General features: G+C 66.0%; 16 protein-coding genes. 7 read left to right on the forward strand and 9 right to left on the reverse strand.

Features of this window, described 5'->3' with window-relative positions; translation table 11 throughout:
- Nucleotides 1-147 precede the first annotated feature (147 nt).
- Complete coding sequence (locus ABIA30_RS12655; RefSeq protein ID WP_370065734.1) at nucleotides 148-1,197, forward strand: dihydrodipicolinate reductase; 1,050 nt, start codon at nucleotides 148-150, stop codon at nucleotides 1,195-1,197.
- A 3-nt stretch (nucleotides 1,198-1,200) separates the two neighbouring features.
- Here ABIA30_RS12655 and ABIA30_RS12660 read toward each other — a convergent pair whose 3' ends face one another.
- Nucleotides 1,201-2,244, reverse strand: a complete 1,044-nt coding sequence (locus ABIA30_RS12660) for a zinc-binding dehydrogenase (protein ID WP_370065736.1) — start codon at nucleotides 2,242-2,244, stop codon at nucleotides 1,201-1,203.
- Nucleotides 2,245-2,285: 41 nt separating this feature from the next.
- Here ABIA30_RS12660 and ABIA30_RS12665 point away from each other — a divergent pair, with 41 nt between their 5' ends.
- A complete protein-coding gene (locus ABIA30_RS12665) occupies nucleotides 2,286-2,759 on the forward strand; it encodes an SRPBCC family protein (protein ID WP_370065738.1) in 474 nt (157 codons plus the stop codon).
- Nucleotides 2,760-2,798: 39 nt separating this feature from the next.
- On the forward strand, nucleotides 2,799-3,659 hold the full coding sequence (locus tag ABIA30_RS12670) for a patatin-like phospholipase family protein (RefSeq protein WP_370065740.1): 861 nt from the start codon (nucleotides 2,799-2,801) through the stop codon (nucleotides 3,657-3,659).
- On the opposite strand, the gene ABIA30_RS12675 is transcribed toward ABIA30_RS12670, so the two are convergent.
- Nucleotides 3,642-4,598, reverse strand: coding sequence for a patatin-like phospholipase family protein (locus ABIA30_RS12675; RefSeq protein ID WP_370065742.1), 957 nt, complete (start codon nucleotides 4,596-4,598; stop codon nucleotides 3,642-3,644). The genes ABIA30_RS12670 and ABIA30_RS12675 overlap by 18 nt on opposite strands.
- Before the next feature lie 50 nt (nucleotides 4,599-4,648).
- A complete protein-coding gene (locus ABIA30_RS12680; RefSeq protein WP_370065744.1) occupies nucleotides 4,649-4,861 on the reverse strand; it encodes a hypothetical protein in 213 nt (70 codons plus the stop codon).
- A 314-nt stretch (nucleotides 4,862-5,175) separates the two neighbouring features.
- On the opposite strand from ABIA30_RS12680, the gene ABIA30_RS12685 reads away from it, so the two are divergent.
- Nucleotides 5,176-6,882, forward strand: coding sequence for a SulP family inorganic anion transporter (locus ABIA30_RS12685; RefSeq protein WP_370065746.1), 1,707 nt, complete (start codon nucleotides 5,176-5,178; stop codon nucleotides 6,880-6,882).
- Here the strand turns inward: ABIA30_RS12685 and ABIA30_RS12690 are convergent.
- Nucleotides 6,879-8,447: an LCP family protein gene (locus ABIA30_RS12690; RefSeq protein ID WP_370066306.1), complete on the reverse strand. Its 1,569-nt coding sequence runs from the start codon at nucleotides 8,445-8,447 to the stop codon at nucleotides 6,879-6,881. The genes ABIA30_RS12685 and ABIA30_RS12690 overlap by 4 nt on opposite strands.
- A 259-nt stretch (nucleotides 8,448-8,706) precedes the next feature.
- Nucleotides 8,707-9,135 carry a lipoprotein LpqV gene (locus ABIA30_RS12695; protein ID WP_370065748.1) on the reverse strand — a complete coding sequence of 143 codons (429 nt, stop codon included), beginning with the start codon at nucleotides 9,133-9,135 and terminating at the stop codon, nucleotides 8,707-8,709.
- Nucleotides 9,136-9,299: 164 nt separating this feature from the next.
- Here ABIA30_RS12695 and ABIA30_RS12700 point away from each other — a divergent pair, with 164 nt between their 5' ends.
- Together ABIA30_RS12700 and ABIA30_RS12705 are read left to right on the forward strand one after the other, a co-directional pair.
- Nucleotides 9,300-9,815: a cysteine dioxygenase family protein gene (locus ABIA30_RS12700; protein WP_370065750.1), complete on the forward strand. Its 516-nt coding sequence runs from the start codon at nucleotides 9,300-9,302 to the stop codon at nucleotides 9,813-9,815.
- A 114-nt stretch (nucleotides 9,816-9,929) separates the two neighbouring features.
- Nucleotides 9,930-10,322 carry a rhodanese-like domain-containing protein gene (locus tag ABIA30_RS12705; RefSeq protein ID WP_370065752.1) on the forward strand — a complete coding sequence of 131 codons (393 nt, stop codon included), beginning with the start codon at nucleotides 9,930-9,932 and terminating at the stop codon, nucleotides 10,320-10,322.
- A 4-nt stretch (nucleotides 10,323-10,326) separates the two neighbouring features.
- Here the strand turns inward: ABIA30_RS12705 and ABIA30_RS12710 are convergent, their stop codons facing one another.
- The 3 genes from ABIA30_RS12710 to ABIA30_RS12720 are packed head-to-tail and all read right to left on the reverse strand — an operon-like array spanning nucleotide 10,327 to nucleotide 13,867.
- Nucleotides 10,327-12,039 carry an alpha/beta hydrolase gene (locus ABIA30_RS12710; RefSeq protein WP_370065754.1) on the reverse strand — a complete coding sequence of 571 codons (1,713 nt, stop codon included), beginning with the start codon at nucleotides 12,037-12,039 and terminating at the stop codon, nucleotides 10,327-10,329.
- A gap of 9 nt (nucleotides 12,040-12,048) precedes the next feature.
- A complete protein-coding gene (locus tag ABIA30_RS12715; RefSeq protein ID WP_370065756.1) occupies nucleotides 12,049-12,822 on the reverse strand; it encodes an enoyl-CoA hydratase in 774 nt (257 codons plus the stop codon).
- 10 nt (nucleotides 12,823-12,832) lie between these two features.
- The gene (locus tag ABIA30_RS12720) at nucleotides 12,833-13,867 is read right to left on the reverse strand and encodes an enoyl-CoA hydratase/isomerase family protein (RefSeq protein WP_370065758.1); all 1,035 of its coding nucleotides are present in this window, start codon (nucleotides 13,865-13,867) and stop codon (nucleotides 12,833-12,835) included.
- Between the two features lie 163 nt (nucleotides 13,868-14,030).
- Here ABIA30_RS12720 and ABIA30_RS12725 point away from each other — a divergent pair, with 163 nt between their 5' ends.
- The gene (locus tag ABIA30_RS12725) at nucleotides 14,031-14,873 is read left to right on the forward strand and encodes a Bax inhibitor-1/YccA family protein (RefSeq protein ID WP_370065760.1); all 843 of its coding nucleotides are present in this window, start codon (nucleotides 14,031-14,033) and stop codon (nucleotides 14,871-14,873) included.
- 75 nt (nucleotides 14,874-14,948) lie between these two features.
- On the opposite strand, the gene purT is transcribed toward ABIA30_RS12725, so the two are convergent.
- A complete protein-coding gene (gene purT / locus ABIA30_RS12730) occupies nucleotides 14,949-16,211 on the reverse strand; it encodes a formate-dependent phosphoribosylglycinamide formyltransferase (RefSeq protein WP_370065762.1) in 1,263 nt (420 codons plus the stop codon).
- Nucleotides 16,212-16,229 lie beyond the last annotated feature (18 nt).

Raw genomic sequence — 16,229 nt, forward strand, 5'->3', positions numbered from 1 at the left:
ATTCCCTTCGCTGCGCTGCGCGGACAACTGCAAGTAGTTCAGTCAGTGGGTCGGCGCTTAGTCAAGACCCAACGGGTCTGGTCCGTTCGCGACGCCGGTGGTATACAACCTAGAACGTGTTCTAATTCCGGTACTCGGGAGGTCCCAATGACGTTGCGTGTGGTGCAGTGGGCAACCGGTGGAGTCGGAGTCGCCGCAATCAAGGGCGTGCTGGAACACCCCGACCTCGAACTGGCCGGTTGCTGGGTGCATTCGGAGGCCAAGAACGGCAAGGACGTCGGCGAGATCATCGGTGTCGAACCGTTGGGTGTCGTCGCCACCAACAGCGTCGACGACATCCTGGCGCTGGACGCCGATGCCGTCATCTACGCCCCGCTGCTGCCCAACCCCGACGAGGTTGCAGCGTTACTGCGGTCCGGCAAGAACGTGGTGACCCCGGTCGGCTGGGTGTATCCGAGCGAGAAGCAGGGCGCGCCGCTGCGTGAGGCCGCGCTGGCGGGCGGCGCCACCCTGCATGGCACCGGCATCGCCCCCGGAGGGATCAGCGAGAAGTTCCCGCTGTTGGTCTCGGTGATGTCCACCGGTGTGACTTTCGTTCGGGCCGAAGAGTTTTCCGATTTGCGCACCTACGATGCCCCCGACGTGCTGCGGCATGTCATGGGCTTCGGTGAAACCCCGGACAAGGCGCTGACCGGCCCGATGCAGAAACTGCTCGACGGCGGGTTCATTCAAGCTGTGCGGATGTGCGTCGACGAGTTCGGTTTCAACGCCGACCCGAAAATCCGCGCCCGCCAGGAGATTGCAGTGGCGACCGCGCCGATCGAATCGCCCCTGGGACCGATCCGGCCGGGCCAGGTGGCCGGCCGCAAGTTTCACTGGGAGGCGCTGGTCGGCGACGAGGTCGTGGTCCGGGTGACCGTCAATTGGCTGATGGGTGAGGAAAACCTCGATCCGGCTTGGGATTTCGGCCCCGAAGGTCAGCGTTACGAGATGGAAGTCAAGGGCAATCCAGACTTCACCGTGGCCATCAAGGGCTTCCAGGGTGAGGTCGGCGAGGACGGGCCCGAGCCCGGCGTCGTCGCGACCGCCGCGCACTGCGTCAACTCGGTGCCCGCGGTGTGTGCCGCGGAACCGGGCATCGCGACGTACCTGGAGCTGCCGTTGTTCAGCGCCAAGGCTGCGCCGCGACTGCGGTAACCGTCAGGGCTGGATCAGGATGCGAATCGGATTGCCTTCGGCGCGATCGAGTTTCGCGATGCCCTCGGCGACATCCTCCAGGGGCACGATCTCGCTGATCGACCGGCTCAGGTCCAGGCGGCCGCGGGACACCAGCGTGGCCAGCGTCCCGATGTCGGCGTTCTGATACCCCAGGTGTCCCCGCACCTGCTTGCGGGTCAGATTGAAGAACGATGTCGGGCCGATCGACGGTGCGTCGGCGCTCATGCCGACCCCGACGAATCGCCCGCCAACCGTCAGGGCCCCCAATGCCTGGTCGAACGTCGACCCGCGGCCGACCGCGTCGAACGCGACGTCGAGCATCCGGCCGCCGGTGGCCTTGCCGATCCCGGCCATCAGTTCGGGGTCGCGCGCATCGAATGCGTAATCCGCGCCCACCGCCAGGGCGCGTTCCAGGACCGCGGGGTTGACGTCAACCGCGATGATCGGCGCCGCGCCGACCAGCCGAGCCAATTGCACGATGTGTGTGCCGAGTCCACCGACACCCCAGACACCCACCGATTCGCCGATGCCCACCTGGCCGGTGCGCACCACGGCACCGAACGGGGTGGACACCGCGTCGGCCAGGATCGCGGCCTGTTCCAGCGGCACGTTGTCGGGCACCCGGGTCAGCCCGAACGCCTGCGCGACGGTGTATTCCGCCCAGGCCCCGTCGTAGGCGAAGGCCATGAGCCGGATCCGCAGGCAGCTCGACATGTCGCCGCGCAGACAGTTCACGCAGGCCATGCACGGTTTGCCTGCCGCCACCACGACGCGGTCTCCCACTGTCCACTCGGTGACGCCCGGCCCCAGCTTGGCGATGGTGCCGGAAGCTTCGTGCCCCTGGGTCACCACCGGCAGCTGTGCCGGGAAAGTGCCGTTGATCAGGCTCAGATCCGAATGGCAGATGCCGCAGAACGCGACTTTGACCAGCACTTCACCCGGGCCCGGCTCGGGAATCGGAACATCCTCCACCACAACCTTTTTGGTATCGGAGTAGAAGCGTTCGGCGCGCATGGTGTCGGTCATTGGACTCCCTGTCGTCATCGTCGACGGTTACCATCGCCATCATGGCGCAGGCACTGGTGGTCGAGCAATCACGAACTGTTCCCGTGTCGGTGGCGGATGCGTTCAGCGGCACCGCACCGATCCCGCTCAATGAGTTGTTCTGTCGCTGGTACGGGCCGATTCCGCCGATCAGGGCGGTGCGCAACCAGACCGGCATCTGGGACGCGGTGGGCCAGACCCGAACCATCTTGTTGACCGGCGGCGGCAGCATGGCCGAAACCCTGACCTCGTTCGACGAGCCGCATTCGTTCAGCTACACCTTGTCCGATATCACCGGACCGATGGCCCCGCTGGTCAGTGGGGTCAACGGCGAGTGGGTTTTCGAGCCCGTCGGCACCGGTACCAAGATCACCTGGCGCTGGACCCTGCACCGGCGCTCCGCGGTCACCGCCCCGCTGCTGCCGGTGTTCGGCAAGCTGTGGAAGGGCTACGCAGCGCAGTCTTTGGAGCATCTTTCTGACCTCCTGGTGGGATGACCGTCCCACGCTGCGCGCCAAAGCATGTTAGATGGACTAATGACTAAGCGTGCACTGGTATTGGCAGGTGGCGGGATCGCCGGCGTCGCATGGGAGACCGGAATTCTCCGAGGCATTGCAGACGAATCCCCGCAGCTCGCTGCAGCGGTGCGGAATTCGGATGTGGTTTTGGGCACGTCGGCGGGCTCGACCGTGGGGGCCCAGCTGGGCAGCGACCTGAGCCTGGACGAGCTGTTCGCCCGCCAGATCGCCACCGAATCGGCGGAGATCAGTCCGGGCGTCAAGATCGACGACATCACGGCCCTGTTCCTGGAGACCATGCTGACCCCGAACACCACAAGGGAGCAGAAGCTGCAGCGGCTGGGGGCCGCGGCGGCGACCGCCGAGACGTTCAGCCCGGCGGTGCGCCGCAACGTGATCGAGCACCGGCTGCCGTCGCACGAGTGGCCCCAGCATGACCTGCGGATCACCGGGGTGGACATCGACGCGGGTGAATTGGTGGTTTTCACTCGGGAATCCGGCGTGTCCCTGGTGGACGCGGTGGAGGCCAGTTGTGCGGTGCCGGCCGCCTGGCCAACCGTGACGATCGGTGGTCATCGGTACATGGACGGTGGCATGGGCAGCAGCGTGAACATGATCGCCGTCGCCGACTGCACCTCGGCGGTGGTGCTGGTACCGGCGGCGGGGGACGGACCCTCACCCTTCGGTGCGGGCCCTGCCGCTGACATCAACAGCTTTGCCGGGGCCGCGTTCGCCATCTACGCGGACGCCGAGGCCCTGGCGGCCTTCGGTGCCGACCCATTGGACCCGGCCTGCCGGATTCCGTCGGCGCACGCCGGCCGGGCACAGGGCCGCCGGGTGGCGGCCGACCTGGCCGCCTTCCTAGCCGATACTCACTGAATCAAGTGCGGCACAAGCTAATTCGTGCCCGATTTCGATGACTTCAGAAGCCCGGTAGAACTCCAGGCTGCGGCACACCGTGCGGGGCACGTCGATCAGCAGATCCGGCGGGTAGGCCGCCAGGGTGTGCCGCATCAGGGCCGCCTGGGAGATCTCGATCGTCCGGTTCATCACCTCGAATCCGCCCAGCCGGGGAACCGATGTCTCTTCGGCGGGCTCGGCCGCCGGGTCGATGCCGTCGACGGCATTGCTGAACCGGCTCAGCACAGACCGTGCCGTGGGAGTGTCCAACAGCGTGCTCGCGGCGGCCCGATCGATCAAAGATGTTGTGCTGCGCCGCATTCGGTTCAACAGTTCGGCGGTGGGCCGGGGCTCGGTGGGCCGGAAGGCCGCAGGATCGTTGCCGTTGAGGCTGACCCCGATGGTCATATCGGCGTTCACCGCGGCGATGGGCGCCATCGGCAGCGGGTCGAGGATGCCGCCGTCGGCAAGTAACCGGCCGTCGAGCAGATACGGCGCGATGACGCCCGGGATGGCGATCGACGCCCTGATCGCCGCATCGACCGGCCCCCGCTGTAGCCACACCGATTTTCCAGCGATCAGGTCGGTCGAGACCGCGGTGTAGGGGATCGGCAGGTCCTCGATGTGCTGTGGGCCGAGGATCTCTCGCACGGTGTCCAGGATCTTCTCGGCGCGCAACACTCCGGCGGCGGTCAACGAAGGATCGAGCAGCCGCAGGACGGTGCGTTGCGTGAGGGCGCTTGCCCACGAGGTGAATTCGTCGAGTTTGCCCGCGGCTTGCAGGGCGCCGACGAGCGCACCCATCGAGGAGCCGGAAATGCCGACGATCTCGAAGTTGCGTTCCCGCAGTGCATCGATGACGCCGATGTGGGCGTAGCCGCGCGCGCCACCGCTACCGAGAACCAGTGCGACCCGCATGCGTCTCATTCTCGCGTGCGGGTGCGAGAAGTGCCGGGCGGGCTACCGCCTCAGCAACCCACCCGGGAGAAGAACGCGCCGGAGATCAGTCCGATGATCAAGGCGACGGTCGGCTGGCCGGTGCTCAGCGCGAACACGATGCCGCTGACCGCAGCGACTGCGATGAGCATGAGCACGATGCCCATGAGCAGCACCCGCTGTCCGTTGACCGCGCCGCTGTGGGTGAGGCGAGGCCGTAACGGTCCTTGCTGGCGAGCGGCCATGGGGCCCATCCCTTCAATAGTGAGTCGGAACACATTGTGCACCATCGTGTGAGTGAAAGCACAATTACTGGCCAGTACGCGGGATTGGTGTCGAAAGCATTAGTCGATCGTCTACGAAATTCGCCATATTGCCTGGTCAGCGCCAAAAAACTGATTAGATCAACTTAATTTATATTGAGGCTCAATTTTGTTTGATGGCCTTCATTAATTGATTAGATAGCCTCGGCTTTTGCGCCGTTTCGAGTCGCTCGGTGCCGCCGGGAACGCGTGCAGACCGGGTCCGACGACACCCCGGAGGTGGCAAGGTGGGCGTCATGGTCGATGGCGGGCGGTCAACGCTGGCGGTGGTCGTGAATCGGCTCGGTCGGCCCCGGCCGCGGGATGTGGTCGCCGGCCTGGCCACCGGATTGTTTTCGATACCGGAGGGGATGGCCTACGCCAGCATCGGTGGGTTCAATCCCGTAGCCGGTCTGTACTCGGGGATGGCCTCGACCGTCGTCGGCTCGCTGTTCTCCCGCACGGTGCTCATGGTGACGACATTGACCAGTGCGCTGGCGCTGTCGTCGCGCAGCGTGATGAAGGCCGCCGGTCTGGATCCCGCCGATCCGCGCAACGTCGCGGCGCTGGCGGTGGTGACCGGCGCGGTGATGTTGGCGTTCGGGCTGTTCAAATTCGGTTCCATCATGGATTTCGTCTCCAACGCCGTGATGACCGGCTTCACCACGGGCATCGCGGTGCAGATCATCGCCGGCGTCATCGGAGACGCCACCGGCTATAAGCCGCAGAGCCACAACACAATTCACAAGTTCATCGAAGCCTTCGGACACGTCGGCAGTTGGCAGCCCACGGCCTGTCTGGTCACGCTCGCCACCGTGGCGGTGTGGGCGGCATTCCGGGCGATCAAACGGCTTGAGGCATTCGCGACGCTCATCGCGCTGGTGGTGGTGACCGTCGTCGTGGCGGTGGCGCGGATCAGGGTCGAGACCGTCGGTGATATTGCGTCGATACCAAATGCCTTGCCGCCCTTCGTTGTACCGAGTCCTCATGCCGTGCTCGAGCTGCTCGCCGGCGGGCTGGCGGTGGCGCTGGTGGGTCTGGCACAAGCCGCCGGGATCGCCGCCGCAGTGCCCAACCCTGACGGCAGCAGATCCAACACCTCGGGGGACTTCACCGCCCAGGGCGCGGCCAACCTGGTCGGCGGATTGTTCGGCGCGCTGCCCACCGGAGGCTCGCTGTCGCGCACCGGAGTGGCCGTTTCTGCGGGCGCCCACAGCAGATGGGCCGGCATCTTCGCCGGCCTGTGGCTGCTGGCCCTGGTGCTCATCGCCGGCTCCGCGGCCGAAGTGATTCCGATGCCGGTGATCGGCGGCCTGATCCTGGTGATCGGCGCTGAGCTGGTCATCGGTCGGTGGGCGGACGTCACGTTGGTGCTGCGCACCGCTCCGCTGTCGGCGGTCGCCATGGTGCTGACCTTTGCCGCCACCACCGAACTGCCCCTGCACCAGGCGATTCTCATCGGTGCCGTGACCTCGCTGGTGCTCTACTGCGTCAAGGCATCGCGGTCGGCTCAGCTGGTGGCGCTGCGCCAGGGCCCGGGCGGCTGGGCCGTGACTACGGTTCCGGGCACCTTCCCGAGCGGCGAAGTCACCGTCTTGTTCTACGCCGGTGTCGGGTTGTTCGCCGAGGTACCGCGGCTGGCGGAGTACTGGCCGCGGGTCGGCGGCAGCAGTGATGCGGTCGTGGTGCTGGGCCTGCGCGGGCTACCAGATGTGCCATCCTCCAAGGTGATTCAGCTGTTCACTCGGTGGGCGGACGAAATCAAAGCGGCCGGCGGCCGGATGTACATCGCCGGCGCCAGCCCCGCCATCACCAAGGTGCTGGCGCGCGGTGGCATCACAGAACTGCTGGGACCCGACGGACTGGTTTCGGCTGACGAGCGGGTGTTCGGTGCCCTGGATGACGCCACCGAGCGTGGCCGGCGATGGATTGCCGAGCAGGGCAAGCAGAGCCGGCAGGACTAGTTGACGCAGGGGAGCGTGCTGCCGACCACTGGCGGCCCGGATTCGGGCGTCGGCGCGGTGGTGTCGTAATTGGTGCTCTGCGCGGCCGTCATTGAGGTGCTGTCCAGCGTGTCGGGCACCTGGTAGCCGTGGCCGAGGGTGATCCGGACATGACCGGGGGCCACCGCGGTATTGGGCCGCTGAGTGTCGATGCTCAGCAGCTCGGCCAACTGCTGGGCGTCGGCGCCGGCGCCGAAGCCGTAGTCGACAGCAGTCACGGTCAAATCGCTGTCCGACGCGGTGTGCGTCTTGCCCATCGAGTACCCGTGGCTGCTCAGCGCATCGGAGATCTCACTGCCCAGGCCTGAGACGTCCGAGGCGTTGACCACGTCCACAACGGCGTTCGAGGTGCTTGCCGAGGCCTTGTCGACCGTCGAGGCGCTGGTGGAGGTTGACGACTGGGCCGATGCGGTCGGGGAGGTGCTGGTCGAACTGGACAGCGGCTTGCCGCTGAACGCCGCGGCCACCTCGGCCTTGATGGCCACCGGGTCGACGATGTTCACGTCCTGGCCGTTGATGTTGTCGTAGCGGACCACCGGCAACGTCCGGTACTCGACGCTGGAACTGCCCGCGATCGACCCGAGCCGCTGGAACTGCTCCTCACTCCAACCGGCGGACAGCACGACGTCCTTCTGCGCGACGCCGATCAGTTGGCGCAGCTTGGTGACGTCGGTGAAGGAACCGCCCTGCTGCAGTTGGCGCATCACCGAGATCAGGAACGCCTGCTGCCGATGGGTCCGGTCCAGGTCACCGTTGTCCAGGCCATGGCGCTGACGCACGAACGCCACCGACTGCGAGGCGTCCAGGGTCTGCCGGCCTGCCGGGAAATCGGCCCCCGAGTAGTCATCGGAAACCGCGTGGTTCAGGCAGATCTCGACGCCGCCCAGGCTGGCCGCGATGTCGTAGAAGCCGGCCAGGTTGACCTCGGCGAAGTAGTCGATCGGCGCGCCGGTGAGGTTACGGACCGCGGCCAGGGTGGCGGCTCGCCCGGCCTCGCGGCTCTTGCGCTCCAACTCGGCCTGGTCGCTGATGCCCTTGTCCATCAACTTCTGCTCGACGTTGGCCTTGGTCAGGCCGTACGCCTCTTTGATCTTGATGTGGTCATAGCCCGGGATACCCGTCACCCGGACGTAATCGTCACGCGGGATCGAGAAGGCGACGACCTTGTTGTCCGCGGTGATGTGGGCAAGGATCAGCGTGTTGGTGTTGTACCCGCCGTTGTCGGAATCGCCGGCGTGCAGCTTGTCGAGCAGCTCCTGCGGCAGATCGTTGCCCTGCTGGTCCTTCCGCGAGTCGAGCCCGATGAGCAGGATGTTCATCGATCCGCCCGTCGACTTCGGTGCGTCGGCCTCAAGCGCTTGGCTGACCGTGATGCCGTGCAGCGCGCCGCGGATCGTCCACCAGCCCAATCCGGTGGTGGCGATCGTGGCGACCGCGATCACCGAGGCCACGGCGCGTCCGAGCAGACCCCATCGCCGGCTCCGGCTCTGCCGGGCTGGAAGTCGATGGCGGGCGGGACGCCCCAGGTCAGCAGCGCCGGCGAGTGCTGGAAGCAGATCGGTGCGCTGGCTGTCAGCGGTACTCAGACGCGACCCCACATGGGTGATGTCATGTCTCAGGACCTCGCGGGTGGTTTCAGGCCTGCTGGCCGTCATTTTTTTACGACGGTGGCAGGTTCGTGGTCATCCCGATCCGCGCAACAACAGCGTCGCAAAGCGGCCCGGCGGTTCCGTCGATTCTAGGTCAATCGGGCAATCTCAGCGACTTTCTGGTAATCGTCGCTGGTCAGCCACATTCTCCCCGAGAGGCTTGGTTGGCCGCCATGATGACCCCGGCCTGCTGCGCAGCGGTCAAGTCGACCCATGGTGTGTTGAAGGTGCCGGGGTTACTGACACCGGGCTGCTGCAGCGTCTTCAGATACGGCTCGACCAGCGTCTTCGGGTCGGCATGCTGGGCATCCATCCACTCACGGGCGGCGTGGCAGGCCTGTCCGTACTGCGACTCGGTGGCCTCGGACGGGACATCCACCTTGGTGGTCACCCCGCCCGGCGAGACGCCGATGGCGTTCGGTGGCGCGGGGTGGACATGTGGTGCCGCTGCAGGGCTGGTCGGCGTCGTCGAGGTGGGCGCAGTCGGCGCGTGGGCGCCGCACCCGGCCAGCGCCGCCGATCCGATACCCGCCAGCAGTGCGACATTGATGAACTGGATGCGCATGGCAGCCAATGTAGGCGCTGGCCGGGGGCAGCCAGAATCAGAGTGAGGCCAATCCTTTCGCCGGCTGCGGCGGGCAGGTAATCATGGGTGCATGCCACTGCAGAACGCGATGTGTTGTCGGGCCTGAGCCCACCCGTCGTTCGTATCTGCATTGGAGTTCTGTCATGTCCGTTACTTATCCGGCTGTCCTGGCGCCCACCCGGCTGCGCCTGCCCGATCTGTTGAACGCCACCGACCGCTGCGCCGACGACGTGCTGTCAGGCCGTTACGACGGCCTGTTGCCGCCCGGCGGACTGCCCCACGATGAGCGCTGGTATCTGCGCCTCTACGGCGACGACGAACTCGACATCTGGTTGATCAGCTGGGTGCCCGAACGCAGCACCGAGCTGCACGACCATGCCGGATCCCTGGGCGCCCTGACCGTGGTGTCCGGGGTCTTGACCGAGACGCGCTGGGACGGCCAGGAATTGCGGGAACGTCAGTTGATCGCCGGCGATCAGGCCGGCTTTCCGCTGGGCTGGGTGCACGACGTCGAATGGGCCCCGTCGCGGGAAACGGTGACGCTGAGCGTGCATGCCTATTCGCCGCCGCTGACCGCGATGTCCTACTACGACCTGACTGAACGCGACACCCTGCGGCGCACCCGTACCGAACTGACCGATGCTCCGGAGGGAAACTGAATGTCCAGGGCGAGCGAAGCGACGGGAAATCTGGCTAGGGCGAGCGAAGCGACGGGAAGTCGGACCAGGGCGAGCGAAGCGACGGGAAATCGGACCAGCCGAATCGACTCGCTGTTGCACGCAGCCCGCACTCGGCTGACCCGGCTGCCGGCCGCCGAGTTGCCCGCAGCGCTTAACCGGGGCGCCATCCTTGTCGACATCCGTCCAGCCGCCCAGCGCCTCATCGAGGGCGAAGTGCCCCAGGCCTTGGTGATCGAGCGCAACGTCCTGGAATGGCGGTGCGACCCGACCAGCGAGGCCCGGCTGCCGCAGGCCACCGGTGACGACGTCGAATGGGTGATTCTCTGCTCGGAGGGTTACACCTCGAGCCTGGCCGCCGCCGCGCTGCAGGATCTGGGCCTGCAGCGGGCCACCGACGTGATCGGCGGCTACCAGGCGCTGGCCGCCGAAGGCGTGCTGGGGGTCTCGGCGCAGGTGCTGCAGTGGCGCGCCGCGGCCGGGCTCTAGTGCCTCAGCTGGAGTAGCCGCGGGCCAGCAGCGGACGCAGTTGCTGGGTTTTCTCCGGAGTCCAGCCGGGCGGCTGCATGATTGCGGCCCAGGCGTTGGCCACGTCACGGATATAGACGTGACCGTGCCCGTCGGGCACGTCGACGGCCACTGCCATGTCGGCCGCCACCTGGAGGAAGGTGACCACCGGGATCCATTCCATCCGCGGTGATACGTCGTAGCCTCGGGGCTCGTTCAGCCAATCCGGCTTGTGGAACAGCAGATCAGGGTTGAACCAGGCGATGGGGTCGGACGGATGCTGCACGTACACCACGCGCGGGTGGTACCAGGTGGTGGCGGGACGATCCAGATCCGGCGGCCGCGCCGTGAACCGCACGCTCTCACCCTTGTCGTAGATCGGCAGCTTCTCCGGTGATCCCGGGTCACGGTTGGCGGTCAGGTTGGTCCAGATGGTGTTTTGAAATGTCGGGCCGGAGAACAACGCGCCGTCGGTGCGTGCCACCAGGTTGTTCAGCGACAGGAACGGCGCTTCGCCACCGAACGAGCCGAGGCTCTCGCCGAACACCACCAACTTGGGCCGCTTGCCTTCTGGCAGCTGCTTGACCATCTCGTCGACGGCCTCGAACAGCGCCTGCCCGGCCTGACGGGCGTTCTCCTTGTCCACCAGGAACGAGATCCAGCTGGGCAGGAACGAGTACTGCATGGACACGATCGCCGTGTCGCCGTTGTACATGTACTCCAACGCCGAGGCCTCGGCCGCGTTGATCCAACCGGTGCCGGTCGTGGTTGCCACCGCGACGACCTTGCGGTTCAGGCCGCCGGTGCGCTTGAGTTCCTCGGCGGCCAGCATGGCGGTCGCCCGGATCCCGTCTGCCGAATGCAGACCGGCATAGGCGCGAATCGGCTCGATTGCTTTGGTGCCGTTGAACTTTGACAGTTCATCGACGGTCGGGCCGCCCTTGACGAAGACCCGCCCTTGATGGCCCAGCGAATCCCAGGTGACCAGGGACTGCGGCCCGCCGGAACGCAGCGGTGTGCTCGGCGATGGATTGTCGACGTCATTGTTGGTGTTCTCGAAGATGTTGTTGATCGTCGACATGGCAAAGCGCACCACCACGCCGTTGAGGATCGCGATGAACAGCGCCAACACCAACATGACGGCAACCACACCCGAAACACGCGGCGGTGCAACGCGTTCCAGCTGCCGCATCAGGAACAGCACCAGCTTGCGGATCAACTGGCCGAGTTCGACGAAGACGAAGAGGAAGACGATCGACAGCACGGCCGTCAACGGGTGGTCCCAGAAGGTCAGGCGTGGCACACCCATCAGGTCCCGGACATCGTCCTGCCACATGTGGAACCAGATGATGGCGCAAATCTGACCGACGATGCCGATCCCGATGAGCCACAGCCATGCCTTCTTCGGGGCTTTCGGGCTGGTGTCCTGCGAGCGCATGTAGCGCACCAGCCAGACCCCGAAAACGCCGAAGCTGTAACCGATCGCGCCGGCCGAACCGCTGACCAAGCCCTGAAACAGGGGCCCGCGCGGGAGCAGGGATGGGGTCATCGACAGCCAGATGAACACCAGACCGGCGGCGGTGCCGCAGAAGGTGTAGTGCCGCACCCACCAGTCCGGCCTGTCAGTTGGGGCCGCCGGCTCAGCGGCAGCCGCCTCTGTTACGGAGTCTTCGCCGGTGTCTGTGGTGGTCTCGGGCACCGGCCGATTTTACCGGTGCGTGAAATTCGGCGGGCGCTTCTCGGTGAAGGCGGCCATGCCTTCGGTCTGATCGTCGGTGGCGAAAGCCGAGTGGAACAGTCGACGCTCGTAGAGCAGGCCCTCGGCGAGCGTGCCCTCGAACGCCCGGTTGACCGCCTCTTTGGCCATCCGAGAGGCCGAAAGTGACATGCCGGCAATGGTTTTGGCTACCGCATTGGCCTCTTCGAGCAGTTTGTCGGCCGGCACCACGCGCGACACCAGGCCACAGCGCTCGGCTTCGGTGGCATCCATGTTGCGGCCGGTCAGGATCAGGTCCATCGCCTTGGCCTTGCCGACCGCGCGGGTCAGTCGCTGGCTGCCGCCCATACCGGGCAGCACGCCCAGCTTGATCTCCGGCTGGCCGAACTTGGCGGTGTCCGCGGCGATCAGCAGATCGCACATCATCGCCAGTTCGCAGCCACCGCCCAGGGCGTAGCCCGCGACCGCGGCGATCGTGGGGGTACGGGTCGCGGCGAACTTGCTCCACAGCGCGAAGAAGTCGGCGGCGAACACCTCGGCGAAGGTCAGGTTAGCCATCTCCTTGATGTCGGCGCCTGCGGCGAAGGCCTTCTCGCTGCCGGTGACGATGATGGCGCCGATGCCGGGGTCGGCGTCGAGTTCGGCTGCGGCCGTGGTGACTTCGGCCATCACCTGGCTGTTGAGCGCGTTGAGTGCCTTGGGTCGGTTCAGGGTGATGGTGGCGACGCGGTCGTCGCGGGTCACCAGGATGGTCTCGAAGGTCATGTGGGTACTCCTAGAAGGTGATGTCGGGGGAGGCGGATACGAAGTAGGCGTCGACGGCTTCGGCGGTGCAGTCGTCGAGGTGGCCCGGAGACCACTGGGGGTTGCGGTCCTTGTCGACCAGCTGGGCGCGGATGCCCTCCACCAGGTCATGGGACTTCAGCGAGGCGACCGACACCCGGAACTCTTGACGCAGCACGTCTTCGAGGGTCGAGAGCTTGGCGGCGCGTCGCACGGCTTCCAGTGTGACGCTCAACGCGACGGGGGAGCGAGTGGCGATCAGGTTGGCCGCATCCTGTGCCGGACCGGCGGCGTGGCCGCGCAGGTTGGCCAGGATCTCGGTGACGGTGTCGGCGGTGTAGCACTCGTCGATCCAATGCTGTTGCACCACAAGATCACTGGCCGGAGGTTCGATCGCGTACGCGGCGACCGCAGCATCGACACCGTCGCTGATGACGGTGTCGCGGAAGGCCTGCAGATTCTCCTGCAACACGAAGTGATCGGCGAAACCCAGGGCGATGGCATCGGCGCCGGAGAACGGGGCGCCGGTCAGTGCGGCATGCAGGCCGAGGCGACCGGGCGCCCGGGACAACAGGTAGGTGCCGCCGACATCCGGGATGAAGCCGATGCCGACCTCGGGCATGCCCATCTTGGTCTTCTCGGTGACGACGCGAACGCTGCCGTGCGCCCCGACGCCGACGCCCCCGCCCATCACGATGCCGTCCATCAGTGAGACGTACGGCTTCGGATAGCGGCCGATGTGGGCGTTGAGCAGGTATTCGTCGTGCCAGAAATTGCGGGCGTCGTCGTCACCGGCCTTGGCGCTGTGATAGATCGCGACCACGTCGCCGCCGGCGCACAGGCCGCGCTCGCCGGCGCCGGTGAGCAGCACCGCGCGGATGTTGTCGTCGTGTTCCCAGGCGTTGAGGGCATCGGCCAGGCCGGTGACCATGACGTGGTTCAGGGAGTTGATGGCTTTCGGGCGGTTCAGCGTCACCACTCCGACGCCGTTCTCGACACTTACTAGGATGTCCTCGTTTTCTGCCACGACTATGCAATCTAGAACGTCACGCGGTGGTCGCGCCCGGCAGGTAACCTTTCCCAGGAAACGTCCAGCTTTCTTGTCTGGCTGGGAACTCTTACCCGATAGCCGTACGTTGAGTGAATGTTCGTCATGAGGCGAACCACGGCTTCACGAAAGGAATCCGACGGTGCGCGAGAGCAGCAACCCGGTATTTCGTTCCCTGCCCAAGTCGCAGGGTGGATATGCGCAATTCGGCAGCGGTGCTGCTGCATACGGCGCTCAACAGACCATGGCTCAGCCGTACACCGAGTATCCGGCGCAGCAGGCTGGTTTTTCCCGCCCACTGACCATTGATGACGTCGTCACCAAGACCGGCATCACGCTGGCCGTGCTGTCCGTGTCCGCGGTGATCTCCTACTTCTTGGTGGCCGGCAACCTCGCGTTGGCCGGACCGCTGACGATGATCGGCGCGATCGGTGGCCTGGTGATGGTGCTGATCGCCACCTTCGGTCGCAAGCAGGACAACCCCGCCATCGTGCTCAGCTACGCGGTGCTTGAGGGCCTGTTCCTGGGCGCCGCATCGTTCATCCTGTCCGAGCTGACCTCGGTCGGCGGGCCCTCGATGATCTTCCAGGCGGTCATCGGCACCATCGGCGTCTTCATCGGCATGCTGGTCGTCTACAAGACCGGCGCCATCCGCGTGACCCCCAAGTTCACCCGCATGCTGGTCGCCGCGATGTTCGGTGTGGTGCTGATGTCTTTGGCCAACCTGGTGCTCGGCATGTTCGGTGTCGGCGGTGGCGCAGGTATGGGTCTGCGCAGTGGCGGCGGCCTCGCCATCGGCTTCTCGCTGCTGTGCATCGCGTTGGCGGCGTTCAGCTTCCTGATCGACTTCGACGCGGCCGATCAGATGATCCGTGCCGGTGCTCCGGAGAAGGCCGCGTGGGGTATCGCTCTGGGCCTGACCGTCACGCTGGTCTGGCTGTACATCGAGATCCTGCGACTGCTGAGCTACTTCAACAACGATTAGCTTCTGTCCGAGAGAAGGGGCGTCCGCTTCGGCGGGCGCCCCTTCTGCGTCCTTCGGGGGTAAGACCTTGGGGGGTCAGACGGCGCGCGGCTTGACCCGGCTGGCCGCTTCGGCTGCATTGCGCCGGGCGATGTCGATGTCTTCGTCGCGCGCCAGGGCAACACCCATCCGGCGCGTGCGGAAGCTCTCCGGCTTGCCGAACAGTCGCAGGTCAGTGCGCGGCACCCGGAGGGCTTCGTCGACACCGTCAAACACGATGGCCTTGGCTTCGACGCCGCCGTAGATCACCGCGCTGGCACCAGGACTCTTGAGCGAGGTATCGACAGGCAGCCCCAGGATGGCGCGAGCGTGCAGCTCGAATTCGTTCTGCCACTGCGTGATCATGGTGGTCATGCCGGTGTCGTGGGGCCGCGGGCTGACCTCGCTGAACCACACCTGATCACCCTTGACGAACAGTTCGACACCGAAAACACCTTGTCCGCCAAGGTTTTCGGTGACGGTGCGCGCAATGTGCTGGGCGTTGCGCAGGGCGGCGGCCGACATCGGGTGCGGCTGCCAACTCTCGACGTAGTCGCCGCCGACCTGACGGTGCCCGATCGGTTCGCAGAACTGCGTCTCGATCTGGCCGTCGGTTAGGTTTCCTCCCGTCGCTTCGCTTGCCGCTGGGTTTCCTCCCGTCGCTTCGCTTGCCCAACTGCGGGCGCGAACGGTCAACAGCGTGATCTCGTAGTCGAAGTCGATGAAACCCTCGACGATGATGCGGGTATTGGTCACCCGGGCCCCGCCCATGGCGTAGTCCCAGCCTTTGGCCACGTCGTCGGGCCCGTCGAGCTTGCTCTGGCCCTTGCCGGAGCTGCTCATCACGGGCTTCACCACGCAGGGATAGCCGATGCCGCCGTCGATCGCGGCCTGCAGCTGCTCCTGCGAGTCGCAGAATTGATAAGGGCTGGTCGGCACGCCGAGATCCTCGGCGGCCAGCCGGCGGATGCCCTCCCGGTCCATGGTGAGCCGGGCTGCACGTGCCGTCGGGATCACGCGCACCACACCGGCGTCCTCAAGCTCCTGCAGTGCCCCGGTGGCGATGGCCTCGATCTCCGGCACGACCAGATCGGGCTTTTCGGCTTCGATCAGCGCCTTGAGCTGTTCGGGATCGGTCATCGCGACGGTCCGTGAATGGTGGGCGACCTGCTGGCCCGGCGCGTTCTCGTAGCGGTCGACGGCGATGGTCTCGACGCCCAAGCGCTGCAACGCGATCAGCACTTCGCGCCCCAGCTCTCCCGAGCCGAGCAGCATGACTTTGGTCGCGTTCGGCGACAGTGGGGTTCCGATGGTGGTCATCGGGTGAGCATCCTATTG

Origin of the sequence: Mycobacterium sp. MAA66 (assembly GCF_041261665.1) — a bacterium.
Lineage (GTDB): Bacteria > Actinomycetota > Actinomycetes > Mycobacteriales > Mycobacteriaceae > Mycobacterium.